Annotated in this window: 14 protein-coding genes and 1 pseudogene; 6 read left to right on the top strand and 9 right to left on the bottom strand. The window is 48.0% G+C overall.

Translation table 11 applies throughout. The annotated features are described in order from the left end of the window. Window positions 1-33 precede the first annotated feature (33 nt). Complete coding sequence (locus tag HLG76_RS05730) at window positions 34-924, bottom strand: alkyl sulfatase dimerization domain-containing protein (RefSeq protein WP_236719515.1); 891 nt, start codon at window positions 922-924, stop codon at window positions 34-36. 223 nt (window positions 925-1,147) lie between these two features. Between HLG76_RS05730 and HLG76_RS05725 the strand changes: the two genes are divergently transcribed. Together HLG76_RS05725 and HLG76_RS05720 are read left to right on the top strand one after the other, a co-directional pair. After that, entirely contained in the window at window positions 1,148-1,510 is a 363-nt protein-coding gene (locus HLG76_RS05725) for a hypothetical protein (protein ID WP_077661519.1), read from the top strand. Next, a complete protein-coding gene (locus tag HLG76_RS05720; RefSeq protein WP_175993258.1) occupies window positions 1,503-2,042 on the top strand; it encodes an RES family NAD+ phosphorylase in 540 nt (179 codons plus the stop codon). Before HLG76_RS05725 ends, HLG76_RS05720 begins: the two co-directional genes overlap by 8 nt. A gap of 390 nt (window positions 2,043-2,432) precedes the next feature. Here HLG76_RS05720 and HLG76_RS05715 read toward each other — a convergent pair whose 3' ends face one another. Beyond that, window positions 2,433-3,119 carry an RES family NAD+ phosphorylase gene (locus HLG76_RS05715; protein ID WP_175993257.1) on the bottom strand — a complete coding sequence of 229 codons (687 nt, stop codon included), beginning with the start codon at window positions 3,117-3,119 and terminating at the stop codon, window positions 2,433-2,435. Window position 3,120: 1 nt separating this feature from the next. Next, the gene (locus HLG76_RS05710; RefSeq protein WP_025744909.1) at window positions 3,121-3,525 is read right to left on the bottom strand and encodes an antitoxin Xre-like helix-turn-helix domain-containing protein; all 405 of its coding nucleotides are present in this window, start codon (window positions 3,523-3,525) and stop codon (window positions 3,121-3,123) included. 151 nt (window positions 3,526-3,676) lie between these two features. On the opposite strand from HLG76_RS05710, the gene HLG76_RS05705 reads away from it, so the two are divergent. After that, the gene (locus HLG76_RS05705) at window positions 3,677-4,705 is read left to right on the top strand and encodes a Gfo/Idh/MocA family oxidoreductase (protein ID WP_077460760.1); all 1,029 of its coding nucleotides are present in this window, start codon (window positions 3,677-3,679) and stop codon (window positions 4,703-4,705) included. A gap of 142 nt (window positions 4,706-4,847) precedes the next feature. On the opposite strand, the gene chrA is transcribed toward HLG76_RS05705, so the two are convergent. Then, complete coding sequence (gene chrA, locus HLG76_RS05700) at window positions 4,848-5,993, bottom strand: chromate efflux transporter (protein ID WP_175993256.1); 1,146 nt, start codon at window positions 5,991-5,993, stop codon at window positions 4,848-4,850. Window positions 5,994-6,339: 346 nt separating this feature from the next. Between chrA and HLG76_RS05695 the strand changes: the two genes are divergently transcribed. Beyond that, window positions 6,340-7,254 carry a LysR family transcriptional regulator gene (locus tag HLG76_RS05695; RefSeq protein ID WP_077460762.1) on the top strand — a complete coding sequence of 305 codons (915 nt, stop codon included), beginning with the start codon at window positions 6,340-6,342 and terminating at the stop codon, window positions 7,252-7,254. A 10-nt stretch (window positions 7,255-7,264) separates the two neighbouring features. Here the strand turns inward: HLG76_RS05695 and HLG76_RS05690 are convergent, their stop codons facing one another. After that, window positions 7,265-8,434: a 1-acyl-sn-glycerol-3-phosphate acyltransferase gene (locus tag HLG76_RS05690; protein WP_021023839.1), complete on the bottom strand. Its 1,170-nt coding sequence runs from the start codon at window positions 8,432-8,434 to the stop codon at window positions 7,265-7,267. Between the two features lie 194 nt (window positions 8,435-8,628). Here HLG76_RS05690 and HLG76_RS05685 point away from each other — a divergent pair, with 194 nt between their 5' ends. After that, window positions 8,629-9,300 (top strand): hypothetical protein, encoded by a 672-nt coding sequence (locus tag HLG76_RS05685; RefSeq protein ID WP_077576975.1) that lies wholly within the window; start codon window positions 8,629-8,631, stop codon window positions 9,298-9,300. A 28-nt stretch (window positions 9,301-9,328) separates the two neighbouring features. On the opposite strand, the gene HLG76_RS05680 is transcribed toward HLG76_RS05685, so the two are convergent. After that, window positions 9,329-9,850: a nicotinate-nicotinamide nucleotide adenylyltransferase gene (locus tag HLG76_RS05680; protein WP_021023841.1), complete on the bottom strand. Its 522-nt coding sequence runs from the start codon at window positions 9,848-9,850 to the stop codon at window positions 9,329-9,331. A gap of 201 nt (window positions 9,851-10,051) precedes the next feature. Between HLG76_RS05680 and nadE the strand changes: the two genes are divergently transcribed. Next, a complete protein-coding gene (nadE, locus tag HLG76_RS05675) occupies window positions 10,052-10,891 on the top strand; it encodes an ammonia-dependent NAD(+) synthetase (RefSeq protein ID WP_077576974.1) in 840 nt (279 codons plus the stop codon). A gap of 35 nt (window positions 10,892-10,926) precedes the next feature. Here nadE and HLG76_RS05670 read toward each other — a convergent pair whose 3' ends face one another. The 3 genes and pseudogenes from HLG76_RS05670 to HLG76_RS05660 all read right to left on the bottom strand — a co-directional run. After that, window positions 10,927-11,481, bottom strand: coding sequence for an HD domain-containing protein (locus HLG76_RS05670; RefSeq protein ID WP_021023844.1), 555 nt, complete (start codon window positions 11,479-11,481; stop codon window positions 10,927-10,929). An 84-nt stretch (window positions 11,482-11,565) separates the two neighbouring features. Then, complete coding sequence (locus HLG76_RS05665) at window positions 11,566-11,733, bottom strand: YoaH family protein (RefSeq protein WP_077460953.1); 168 nt, start codon at window positions 11,731-11,733, stop codon at window positions 11,566-11,568. Window positions 11,734-11,830: 97 nt separating this feature from the next. Further along, a pseudogene (locus HLG76_RS05660) lies at window positions 11,831-12,817 on the bottom strand (conjugal transfer protein TraF); the annotation flags it as partial. Window positions 12,818-12,966 lie beyond the last annotated feature (149 nt).

Genomic DNA, 12,966 nt, shown 5'->3' with positions numbered 1-12,966 from the left:
ATGCCTGGTTTTTTTATTTACGTTTTTTGTTGCTTAAATAAGTCCATCAGGGTCAATCAACAGATCAAACCGCTCGTGACCATGCAGTGATTCAAAGTCGGCCTCTTCTCGAGCCGCCTCACGCAACGAAGCACTTTCAGCTATCGCCAGCTCTAAGTCAGACACGGCTTGGTCCTCGGCACCTAACCTTGCATAAGCACAAGCGCGTTGGAATAGGGCATTAGCATTGCGCTCATCCACTTCCAAGACGCGGTTACTAATACTTAGCGCCCAATGGTATTCACCCATTTCCATCGCGGCATCCGCTTTGTGAGTTAACGCTTCGAGATCACCAGGGCGGATTTTGAGTATCTCATTATAAATTTCCATCCGCTGCTCTGGCGTCTGCGAATGCTGCGCACGTAACCATAAGTTATGGATTTCGTTAATGCGTTCAATTTCTTTGTTATTTTCAGCAATAATGCGCGTTTTACGCTTCAAATCTCGCTCGAGCGCTTGGAACTTGCGCTCATATTGCTCTGCAATTTCAGATAACTGTTGATCCGCCAGTTCTTTGGTGTTGGTCTTAATATCACGTAACGACTGCCAGCCAACGAGGGCAATGAGCGATGCTGCGCCCGCGATGAGATAAAAGAAGTAGGTCACTGTCACATTAGCGTAGTTGAGTGACTTATCCGCCACGTCGAGCTCACGGTCGGTAATCTCTGTGACCATACGTTTTTCTAACGCTTGGAAATCGGTTCTTAAGTTCCGGATCTCATCCAAAACATACCTTTCCATCAATGGTTTATCGTAAATACTTTGCTCGGCGTACGATGTTGGCTCTTTGGCCGCCTTAGTATGCTTAACATCGTTTTCGTCCTGAGCTATCGCGCCAAAACTGGCTAACGCCACGAGCAAACACGCCCAAATGTGCGCTTTCATGGTTATCCTTATAATGAATGATCTAATGACTGATGAACTGTAGCAAACCTTGCTGAACCTAAAAAGGTTAATGGGTGGAATTCGTCCGGAGCAAACCGTGATTTGTGTTCCCGGTACAGTAAACACCTGCTGTTCTGCTGTATTTTAGCCCAGCTTGACAACTGTCATAATGTCATCCATTTTAGACGTATATAAGTCAAATTTAAATGACATGGTGGTTACGATGAACCGATCTATTTTAGATGTAGTCATGAACGCAGAAGGTATCGTTGAACCGAGCAAAATGGCCGCGTTTTTCCATACAAATTTGAAAGAAATTGCGTCATTGTCTGGGTTACCTTATTCCACGCTGAGTCGCACCGAACGATATTCAACAATCAAGGCGCAGCAACAACTACGTAACTGCACAGAAGTGATCAACCGAATCCTTCCGTGGACGGGGAATGAATTTCATGCCTACGCGTGGTATCGGAGCGAAGGGCTGCCAGAGTTTGGCGGATTAACCGCAGAACAACTGGTTAAGCACGATCGAATAGATGCGGTCAGAGCCTACCTCAATCATACGAGCGAAGGCGGTTATGCGTGAAGAGAAGCTAAAGGACCATTTGTTTAAATTTGAAGGTGCGGTATTTCGTGGCCATAACCCTCGCTGGTCATACGCGCCTAACAGTGGTGAAGGGGCAAGACGCAACGGTGGTCGGTTTAACCCAAAAGGTGTTGGCGCCTTATACACCTCACTGTCTCAATCAGGTGCATGGGTCGAGGCTCAGCAGGGGTTTCGTTTTAAAGCTCAGCCTCTGACAATATGTCAATATGATGTCGACTGCGACAATGTACTCGATCTGACCGATGAAACAGTGCTTCTAAACTGTGGCATCAAGCCCTCGACGCTAAGCTGTGCTTGGTTAGATCAAGTGACCCAGCAGCAAACGCCCGATAGTTGGTACTTATCGACGCAGCTCATCAGTGCAAAGGTCAACGCCATTATTGTGCCAAGTTTTGCGCGTGGAGCCACTCAGGACATGAAAAATATCGTATTTTGGCGATGGTGTGATACGCCACCCAACATGGTTAAAGTGATTGATGACTTTGAACGCCTGCCGCCATCACCTTATTAGCGCCGTCCGACACCGCAAGAAATGCGGGGAACAGGCTGGTCACGACAGCAGTTGCCGTGACTTTGGCGAACTGACGCTTCAATGCGGTAGAAGTATAAGATAGCAATAACGCTGATCTTGTTTGGCTCATCACCGCATGATTGAAGCATCTTAGGTCAAGCGGAGCATTTGAACTAAGTTGATTAAAGAAAGTGGTGATTAGCTATTTTATGGTAAATAGTCAGTTATGTTGAATCATCGCGTCAGAATACTGAAGGGGGAGAGAAAATGGAGGTGAGGAGTCAAGGCGCTTGTCTTATCGATACGATTCGTCATCTGATAAACACCTTATTTAACATAACATACATAATGCGCACTTAAGGTTGGTTTGTTAACATACAGCCGTACCGCTCAGTCCATTGCGTAAATCTTCTCAACCTGACTGATTTCTTTCCCGTTCCAAATCATTTCTGCGTGGAAGCATTGGATGACATCGCTAACCACTTTTGGCGTAGACATCGCCCAGCAGATCCTCCCTTCATTTCGCACTGAGTGGTAGCGGATCCCTGATAATGTATCATTTTGCCGTACCTGGCGGCCAAGCATCTGTGCCGCAGAGTAATCAATCAGGTCGTAAATTGGATCTGTCATTGGCTTGTCGCACACATCAATCACCTTATTATCATCAAATGTGAAACGAAGCGCCCTAAACACCAAACGATCATAGTGAAGCCCATTAACGCCAGCCCAATACTTGCGCTGGTGATACATGACCTCCTTTACAGCGGTTTGTTCGGTGTCACCAATATAAAGCATCCCAAAGCTGCCATCAGCAAAGCGTGAGCCATCACGGTTAATGTGCGTAAAGGCGGCTACCGCATAGCTACGACCACGTTCACAGTGGTACGGGATTTCCTCCGGCTTAATCAGGGAAACATCACCCACTTCATCGAGAATACGTGGATTCGTCAATGCTTGCAGTTGATACATCACCTCAAAATCTTCCGGATTAAGGACATCATCAAACAAATCAATCGTCGGGTACTTAGACGGAATGAGCCTATAACCTACCGCTTGATTTTCTCTCGCATTCGGCATGCTACCCCCATTGACCTGAACGTAACGCGTCGACACGACAGAACACTTCGTAAAGATCAGCGAATTTGCCGCTACTAATAATAGATAAAGGCGTCTGCCCTTCGAAGTAAGCGTTTTTGTTCTCCATCGACATGAAACCCTGAACGTTCTCTTGGTTATCGAAGATGATTCGAAGGCTACTGTGAATGTTTGCGATATAGCTTAAGCGCTCAAGCTGATCATCATCCATAGATATAGTGTCTGGGTTCGCCTTGTACTTTTGGAATGTAGACCTTGGCATGCGAAGAATTCGCTGCATGTCTGCGCCGGTACAGCCCCATCCTTCCATTATTTTTACAGCAGCTTTGAAGCCGACCTGAGCCATTCTCTTCTTGTCTGCCGCCTTTGGTGCTTGTGCTGCTGTCATATCATTCACCATTTCATGCTCACACACTCTCATTATGGACTTAATCTATAATTATATCCATATTGAGACAGAGAGATCTTGCACTTAGATTGATTGGCGTGTCGATGTCCGATAAAGTGCTGATAATACATCGTCAATGCGAGTACGCTTTATGATAAAAACAGCTTTGGTCGGTTTTGGCTTTTCTGCCAATACATTTCACGTTCCTTTTTTGAGTGCAATCTCTGAGTTCGCTATTTCAGCTGTTGTGTCCAGTAAACCCGAACAAGTTGCACAGCGATTGCCTAAAGCGGCTTGCTTTGACGACCTCAACACTTTACTCACTCAACAAACCCCAGATTTGGTGGTGATTACTACCCCCAACCACCTCCATTACCAACACGTTAAACAAGCATTAGAAGCCGGTTGCCATGTCTTGGTAGAAAAGCCTTTTGTGACCAATAGCCGTGATGGTCTCGAGCTAGCGGCGCTGGCCAAGCAAAAAGGCTTAGTGTTGTGCCCTTACCACAATCGACGTTGGGATGGTGATTTTCTCACCCTAAAAGGGTTACACCTAGCAGGTGAGCTTGGCGACATCAAAGTCATGCATTCCAGCTTTAATCGCTACCGCCCAGAAGTCCGCCAACGTTGGCGTGAATTGCCAGGTGAAGGCAGCGGCATTCTCTATGATCTCGGCTCTCATTTAATTGACCAAGCCCTCCATCTTTTAGGGGAACCGGATGCGGTATCCGGCACCTGTCGTGCGCTACGCCCTAGCAGCGAAACGACCGACTATTTTCAAGTGACGCTGCATTACCCAAACACAGAAGTAATTTTATCCTCCAGCCCTTACCGTTCAGGTACCACCGAACGCTTTGTCGTCCAGGGTGAAAAAGCGACCTTCAGTACCGTAGGGTTAGATATTCAAGAAGAGCAACTACGCGCAGGTTTGATGGTAACTGTCTCTGGTTTTGGTGAGCAAGCGTATCAAGGGATGCTCGAAGTTGGTGACAGCGTCACTCCTGATCCTCTCACCCTTGAAAACGGCCAATATCACCGCCTGTTCGATGGATTAGCAAAGGCAATTACCGATAACCAACCCTCGCCTGTTTGCCCAATTTCTGCAAGCAAAGTCATCTATGCTATTGAGCTGGCACAAACAGCCTCCGACACAGGCACTCGCCAACCGTGGCAGTTCTAAGACTGCAGTTTATAAATTAATTAAGAAGCTGAGCCACATGAGCGATGTGACTTAGCTTTTTGCTTTACAACATATAAAGTTATAGTGCGCTAAGTGATAAAAAGTAGCCCAGACACAGCTGGGCCACAAAGTATGGCGCGTATTAAGCGAGAGTAAACTGGTACACCATCATTAATAGGAGTAACCAAAACACCGAAATTCGCCATTGAGTTAATGCCACTAAGCCAAGCGCGATGGGCACTAAATCCAAAGGTTTTGTGTAGGCGGAAACCCATACGGGTTGATACAGCGCGGCGGCGAGTAACCCCACGACACTGGCATTAATGAGGCTGATAGCCCCGGCCAAGCGAGGCTGAGTTTTAACCGCCTCCCAAATCGGCAAAACACCGAACATAAGTAATGCACCAGGCAAGAAAATCGCAATCGTTGCAATAATACTGCCCCAAATGGGAGCTAACCCTTCAACACTGGCACCCAGATAACTCGCCATGGTGAACATCGGCCCCGGCACTAGCTGAGCCGCCGCATAACCTTCAATTAACGCCGAATCAGTGACAACGTCACCGATAATGGGCTCGAGCAATGGCAAAACCACATGCCCGCCACCAAAGACAAAACTGCCCGCTTGGTAGAACAGATTAAACACCTGTACCCATAAGGTTTGATTAAACAGCCAAGGTACTGTGAGCAATAGTAAAAAGAGACCCAGGATCACGCTACTGCGGCGCCACGCAATGTTAACTGGTGCATGATGTGATTGGGGCTTCGCAAACCCAATAGCTCCTACAATGCCTGCAATGACAATGGGAAGTACTTGATATAATACGCCCGATGGCGTTAGCAATAGCCATAACGTTGTTGCCACCGCCATTGTCCCAGTCGCTAACGAGCCGATAAATTTTCGGCCCATTGAGACAGTAGCATCAATCACTACCACCACCGCTAATAATTTGGCTGCGCTAATGATGCTTGCGACCCAATCAGAAGCTTGCGCACCGCTGTTTAATACCGCCGCCGCTGTCAACAAAACAAAAGAAGGCAAGGTAAACGCGACAAATGCGCCAAACGCACCTAAATAACCCGCGCGTTGATAGCCAATATACATACCGAGCTGACTGCTTCCTGGGCCAGGTAGAAACTGGCTGATGGCTAAACCAGAAGCAAAGGTATCCGCACTCAGCCACCGCTTTTCTTTGACGAACACACGCTCAAAATAGCCGACATGCGCGGCCGGCCCACCAAACGACATGCACCCTAATAAGAAAAACTGTTTGATTAATTCAATCATCTATCACCTCCTCGCTAAATTTTATGCGATATCAATCATGAATAAAAACAGCCATTCCAGTTTTCATTGTCGATATAAACAATAAATAAGCCGATATAAGAATAAATGAAAGATAGTGTGAAATTTTATAACCGTTTTAAAAGTGAGTACTTACATTTAATGTTTTCAGTGTATCTCACAGGAAACAATAATATATTGACATTAAAAAACAATAAGATAGAAAAAAGAAAAGGAAGGGGTTTTACGGTGCTTCTCTGATAGCTTAGTGTGACGTTGTCACTATTAATTCCAGAGGCAGGGAAATATGTGGTAGTCTCACCCTACTGAGAACATGGAAGCACAGACTATGCTCGAACATCTCCAACAAATTGTGGTGTTGGCTGCCGTTGCACAAGAGCAGCATTTTACGCGCGCCGCTGAACGACTTGGTATTTCCAAATCACAAGTGAGTAAACAGGTTCGTTACCTCGAGGATCGTTTGGGCGTCCAACTGGTACAGCGTAACACCCGCTCGGTATCGTTGACCGAAGTGGGAACTCGATATGCGGATTATGGTAGCCAGTTAATGGCAACCTTAGATGAAGCCGAAGCCATGGTCGCAGGTTATCGGAATGAGGTAACCGGTAAGCTAAAAATCGGCGTCGCGCAGTCATTCGGTAATACTATAATGACGCGCCATTTTGCCAAATTCCGACAGCTATACCCTGATCTTAATCTCGACATTAGTTTGTTCGACCATCGACCTAACCTGGTCGAAGAAGGCTATGACTGTTGGGTAGCGATTCATGAGCACCCTCCTGAGGGGATGGTGGCGAGAAAATTAGCAGACTGTCAGTTCAAACTGGTTGCTGCCCCAACCTACCTTGCGAATAACGGCACCCCGCAACAACTTAATGAATTACGTCATCATGACTGTATTACTTATCAAAGCCGTGAACGTCGTTATGACCAATGGCCCTTCACCAAGGCCAGCACGGAACAAGTGGTTCATATCAGCGGCCAATACACAATCAATAATGCCCCAGCGGTGCTCGAAGCAGTCAAAGCGGGATTGGGGATCGCCTATCTCGCGACCTATCTATTAAACGATGAGTTAGACACGGGTGAGCTGGTTGAGGTACTTCCCGACTGGCAGCCTTGTCTCGAACTGCCAATTTATATCGTTTACCCACGGCGTAAGCATCTTGCACCCAAGGTCAGAGAGTTTGTCGATTTCATGCGTGATGAAATTGGCGATCCACCGCCTTGGGATCGCCAATAAAGTGACAAGGTCACTCGGCGTTTTGTTCTCCTACAACGTCGACGACGTCGTCATCTGAAAGAACAGCACCTACTGTCTGTTGGTTGAGGACTGGATTGGCGTACATTTGTTGCAAATATTCACGCGCCGCTTCAGGCGCTTGAGCAATTTTTTGCTCGTAAAGACGGCGTTCGGCTGGTGTGACACTGTCATGTTCTACCCCAGCCGCAATATAGTTGGCCGGATACAGCCGATACAGCTGATGAATTTGGCTATCGATCTTCGCCGCCATGGAGTCAGGCGTATCTTGTGACAGTGTCACTGGCTCACCAAAGGCGACATGAACATGGCGCTTGTTGCCGACGATACCTTTGACGATGGTCTGAATGTCTTCAAACTCACTCTTTTCGTACGCCCCTAATCGCTTAACCGCATCCAATTCCGTCGCTTTGTCCAGATCACAAGGGTCGTTTTGATACGATATTGCTACAGGAACCACGTTTAAGTTGCCCATGTACGTATCAAAATCTTGCTTACGTTTTCGGCCTTCCATAAAGAACATTTTTAAGATCGCAGGATCAGTGATGTCTTCGCCGGTTTTTGCTCGCCCTTCTCGTTGCGCTATCCATATAGACTGCCCTTCATCGAGAGAAAGACGTAAGTAAGCGGATAATTGTGATAGCGATTTCATCATTTCACGGGGGGCTTTAGCAGAGCGCTTAACAATAAAACTTTTATTCAGTTTCATCAGCTCCGTTGCACACGGCTTACGCAACAAGTTATCACCAATGGCGATTCTTACCGTATCTAATCCGCGCTGATGCAAACACCAATTCACTAAGGCGGGATCCATGGCAATATCCCGATGATTCGAGACGAAGAGGTACGCTTGGCTTGGGTCGAGATTTTCAACACCGGAGACCGTGACTTTATCGCAGCTTGTTTTGATCATCTTGCGCATATAGCTGGCAACATGTAGCTGCACATCCTGTACGGTTCTGATGTTATTCCACTTTTTGGTCAGATACAGTTTTAGCGCAGGCTTGAGTAGCCAACCGAGCGGGCCTGATGCGTGTGGATAGCGATAAGACAGAATCGCATTGATAAATTCATCATCTTGAATAAGACGCTGAATCGCACCTGGAACTTCTTCGTCATAATAAGGACGAATCTCTTGATAGGGATCGTTAACTGTCTGCACGTTCTTCCATTATAGCTAATAAAAACCGCGCTATTTTACGCAGCCAAACAAGGATTCAAAGTGAATCCACCGATATTTTCCACAGGTTGGAGGTCAGACCTTATTGCACCAAAAGGGTTCCCTTTCGGGGTGTGTACTTGACCTTAACAGCAAAAGTGCTCACCATTGCCGCCTTGTTACATTGAGACGCCATTATGAAGTACACCAGCGAACATACGTTTTACCAACCATCATCACTGACTTTCACGCCTCGTAAGCGTCGTTACACGGCTAATTTGCTGTTTGTTGAAGACGGCGTCGTATTTGTTCGCTTAGGGAAAGCCGACATCCCTGTGCATAGTGGTCAAGGGTTTTGGCTTCCATTTGAGTGTTTGCATGCCCTGACCATCACGCCAAACACTCGAGTACATCAACTGGCCATATCGCCACGTGTCACGCAGAAGCTGCCTACACAAGTTGGCCATATCGAGGTGTCCCCCCTGCTTGTTGCCAGCCTTTGTGCACTGCTTACGTCAGGATATCAGCCGTCATCATCAGCGCAAGCACGCCGGCTTCAAGCTGTCGCATTAGATCAGGTTTCACTCATGACACCGTCACAAACACTCGACCGACAAACCCAAAGCTTGGCAGATTGTGTGACACGAGCGCAAACAGGTCAACCACCCGCAAACGCTGAACAACACTATCAATTACAAGCACTCACGCAACTGACCATGGAAGATTTACACGAATATTTTATCGTGAGACAACTCCGTGCAGCCCTTAAATCGGGGCAAACATTAACCAAGGCGGCGACAAATATCGGCATCGCGCACGCGCAAGCAGAATCACTGTATGCGCGTTATACCGACACCTTCGAGGCGTGATACACAAGACGAATCAATCTATCATGTGCTAATACGCCCTGAACGCTGAATCGGTTAGCTGTGCCGCGACGTTCGGGGTGGTTAACTCACTAATGGGTAGTCCCTGCTGGAGTCGTTCACGTATGTGGGTACTTCGGACCACCACTTTTTCTGGCATTCCTAATACAGACCAGCGCGCAAGGATCTCGTCACTGTTCGCGAATTGACCAAACTTAACCAAGTTGTCTGGTCCAACAACAAAAGTTAACGCGGCCTCTGGATAATCTTGCTGTAACGCACTCAGCAGCATAAATGTTGTGACAGGGTCACCTTCAGCGCCAAGCGATGCCTCGCGTTGACATAGTGTCAGGTTCGAGAGCGCGACATCATCGATAAACGTCCGCACCCACGCACAGCGAGTGTCATAAGGCGCCATCGCTTTCCCCCAAGCATGCTTGTAGCTAGGGACCAGCAATACCTGATCAAAGTGGTTCAGTTGTGCTAATACCGACGCATGGCCTTGCGTCGGCGGATTAAAAGCACTACCAAACACTGCAATTTGCTCTGTCATCGTATTCTCTTAGCCGAACCATTCTGGATGCGGTGGATATCGCGCATAATGATGCCATGAAACCAATCAAAAACCTAACACGTAACCAGCAACGCGAAGGGATTGATTTGGCTATACCCAACGCGCCAGAGATCATGCACAATAATACGCAGCCAAACCTTCATTAAAGTCGCATGCCAGAGTTAAAAAGAGGAACACAACATGGAACACCCGATCCGCGAAGAAATGCGCGTGCAACCCACGATTGACGCAGCACTCGAAGTACGCCGTCGCATTGCGTTTATCAAAGCCATGCTACAACGTTCAGGGACCCGGAGTCTTGTATTAGGCATTAGTGGAGGCGTCGATTCTTCAACATGTGGAAAACTGGCACAATTAGCCGTTGACGAACTTAATCAAGCCGCAGGCACCGAGCAATATCAGTTTATCGCGGTACGCTTACCCTACGGTGAGCAAAAAGATGAGGATGAAGCCCAACTCGCGCTATCATTTATCCAACCAAGTAAAACCGTGACAGTCAATGTAAAACCCGGTGTCGACGGTACACATCAATCGGTACTCGATGCAGTGTCGGAAGTTGGGCTATTGCCAGCAAACGAAGGGCGGATTGATTTTGCCAAAGGCAATGTTAAAGCACGCGCTCGAATGGTTGCACAGTATGAAATTGCAGGTTTAACCCAAGGTTTGGTCCTCGGCACCGATCACTCAGCAGAGAACATCACCGGCTTTTATACCAAATTCGGCGATGGCGCCTGCGATCTTGCCCCTTTATTTGGTCTCAATAAACGCCAAGTGCGTCAACTTGCCGCCCACTTAGAGGCGCCGGATGTGTTAGTTCATAAAGTCCCTACCGCGGATTTGGAAGACTTATCGCCACAAAAAGCCGACGAAGACGCATTACAACTCACGTATGAGCAAATTGATGATTTTCTTGAAGGTAAGCCAGTCGATAATGCGGTGAAAGAGAAGATTATTAAGGTGTACCAGGCAACGCAGCACAAACGACAGCCCGTCCCGACTGTGTATGACTTAGATAACTAACGACTAAGCATTAACAGCGTCGTCGAAAACAGCGGTTAAGAGATCGACGCGTGGAGCTGATGATCAGGATGTCGGTCTGCGTGTTGGCCGGCATCAATCAAGCCATCTAGCTCTTGCCATAAGTTGTCACACAAACCGGGGCGATATACAGCAACGCGAAAGCCGCCGTGTTCGCGTTGATATTGCTCAAACCGTTTTGGGCTGTGTTCACTACTGGCAATGACGTTCGCGAGTCGATCACAGGTTTTTACCACCAAGGCAAGCCAAGCCGCCTCATCCGTGACATCAAGCACAATCAAACGCTGGTTTAACGCGCGTTTTCGCTCTTCGCGATTGGGTCGGCGCGGATCGGTCACCAGCATCACAGCGCGGGCTACCGTGGGGCCGAAAAGCGCAGAGATCTCATCCACACGCGTCGCGGTGTCTTCCAAAATATCGTGCAGTTGCGCCACAATACGTGCTTGTTCACCAAAAGGCGTGGCAATCCGCTCGACATGATCCAGGTGACAACGATAGGGCTGAGCGCCATACCGCTGGAGGGCATGTCTTACCCTCGCCCACTCTCGCGCTTGTTCCAGCCGACTACCCATCCAACACTCCTTTACTGACCTACTTTAAATTAATCAGGGATTGTTGGAATTGTAAATAAAAACACAATATGTTTGCAGTGTGTCTCACTCTTCAGACGAAGAGGCTTGAGCCGCTTGCGCTGCTTGCGAACGTATTTCATTGGCAACCTGCATAATCGCCTCACCGCTGCTCATGCCTTTTGCCATCAGCGCGTGAATGCGCTCTGCCGCTTCTTGTTGTTGCTCGTGGTTTAGCGTAACGCCGTCAAACATTCGGTTACTCTCTTGATGATCAATGATTGGTAAGTGATGATTAAAAAAGGCAGGCCATTTTAGGGCCTGCCCAATCATTTGTCATGCAGTAACTGATTTAAAACGTAAAGGCCAGCTGAGCGGAACCACCATAGGTGTTGCTATCGATGATACTCGCGGCGATATCAAGATTGGCGACACCAAAGGGGGATAAACCAAGACCGAGGGTAAAGGCATTATCGACATTGTCTTCTAGATCCGCACGATAGCCGGTGCGTAGTTGCGCATGGCCAAAGGCGTCAAACTCTGCCCCGACTCGGAAAAACTGGGTGTCATCATCCACATTAAGCGTACCTTTAAAGCCGCTTTTCTTGTTGAGATCTAAATCGGCAGCAACGGTCACAAAGTCAGACACAAACGCCGAGCCAAGGGTAAATTGCGGCTCAAGCTCATAAGTAAAACGGTTATCCGTTATCGTACTGGTTACGGTATCGACATCTTGGCTAACTAAATTCTTGCCGGCAAGGCCAACCCGGTAAGGGCCCGATTGCCACACGGCGCCCAAATCAAGATTGAAAGCATTTTCTTCTTCGCGGTAGCGGCTATCATCCCAGTCGTCGGTATCATAAGCATCAACCGAGACGCCATAGTTATAGGTAGTGATCCGTTGCAGTTTAGGCGTTACCCCCACCGCGACGCGCTGGCCGGCAATATCAAGGTTGGTTGCCAGTGCCACCCCTAACTCACCAACCCCGGCGGCAAGAATGGTTGCTGAGGATTCTGGTGTAAAGTTACCAGTTGATTGATTAAAGTCATCGGAATCGATATCTGTTAAGACTGCTCCCTCAATTAACCCAGATGTATAGAGTGTCGCCGAGATAGAGCCTGTGGGAATCCCCACCGCAGCACCAACACCCGCATTGACGTAGGCTTTATCGCCTTGCACCGCTCTCAGTGAAGATTCAATTTTTGTTGCATCTTGTTGGTCAAACGCATCGGCGACATCATCGAGGCCGTCAATAAGCTCATCGGGATCTCGCGCTTCGGCACCAATATACGGGATAAGCACCCCAAACGCGCTATCGGGATCAAGTGCAGCCAAAGCTGGGTTATGAAAGCCTGCGGAAAGATAATCCCCCTATGCCACGCCTACCCCACCCATGGCATTGGCACGGGCATCGGTTGGGTTAGTCGCCGCCAACGCACTGGTTGAGCATGCGGCCAGTGCCACCACAAGCGCTTTTGTTTTAAAGG

It is taken from the genome of Salinivibrio sp. EAGSL (assembly GCF_013366455.1).
GTDB lineage: Bacteria > Pseudomonadota > Gammaproteobacteria > Enterobacterales > Vibrionaceae > Salinivibrio > Salinivibrio costicola.
The sequence above is the reverse complement of the archived record's forward strand: the minus strand, read 5'-3'. Positions and strand labels throughout refer to the sequence as shown.

Bases quoted from the DNA above. Each gene is read 5' to 3' on its own strand.
- HLG76_RS05730 (WP_236719515.1), bottom strand. From the start codon at position 924: ATGAAAGCGCACATTTGGGCGTGTTTGCTCGTGGCGTTAGCCAGTTTT.
- HLG76_RS05725 (WP_077661519.1), top strand. From the start codon at position 1,148: ATGAACCGATCTATTTTAGATGTAGTCATGAACGCAGAAGGTATCGTT.
- HLG76_RS05720 (WP_175993258.1), top strand. From the start codon at position 1,503: ATGCGTGAAGAGAAGCTAAAGGACCATTTGTTTAAATTTGAAGGTGCG.
- HLG76_RS05715 (WP_175993257.1), bottom strand. From the start codon at position 3,119: ATGCCGAATGCGAGAGAAAATCAAGCGGTAGGTTATAGGCTCATTCCG.
- HLG76_RS05710 (WP_025744909.1), bottom strand. From the start codon at position 3,525: ATGACAGCAGCACAAGCACCAAAGGCGGCAGACAAGAAGAGAATGGCT.
- HLG76_RS05705 (WP_077460760.1), top strand. From the start codon at position 3,677: ATGATAAAAACAGCTTTGGTCGGTTTTGGCTTTTCTGCCAATACATTT.
- chrA (WP_175993256.1), bottom strand. From the start codon at position 5,993: ATGATTGAATTAATCAAACAGTTTTTCTTATTAGGGTGCATGTCGTTT.
- HLG76_RS05695 (WP_077460762.1), top strand. From the start codon at position 6,340: ATGCTCGAACATCTCCAACAAATTGTGGTGTTGGCTGCCGTTGCACAA.
- HLG76_RS05685 (WP_077576975.1), top strand. From the start codon at position 8,629: ATGAAGTACACCAGCGAACATACGTTTTACCAACCATCATCACTGACT.
- HLG76_RS05680 (WP_021023841.1), bottom strand. From the start codon at position 9,850: ATGACAGAGCAAATTGCAGTGTTTGGTAGTGCTTTTAATCCGCCGACG.
- nadE (WP_077576974.1), top strand. From the start codon at position 10,052: ATGGAACACCCGATCCGCGAAGAAATGCGCGTGCAACCCACGATTGAC.
- HLG76_RS05670 (WP_021023844.1), bottom strand. From the start codon at position 11,481: ATGGGTAGTCGGCTGGAACAAGCGCGAGAGTGGGCGAGGGTAAGACAT.
- HLG76_RS05665 (WP_077460953.1), bottom strand. From the start codon at position 11,733: ATGTTTGACGGCGTTACGCTAAACCACGAGCAACAACAAGAAGCGGCA.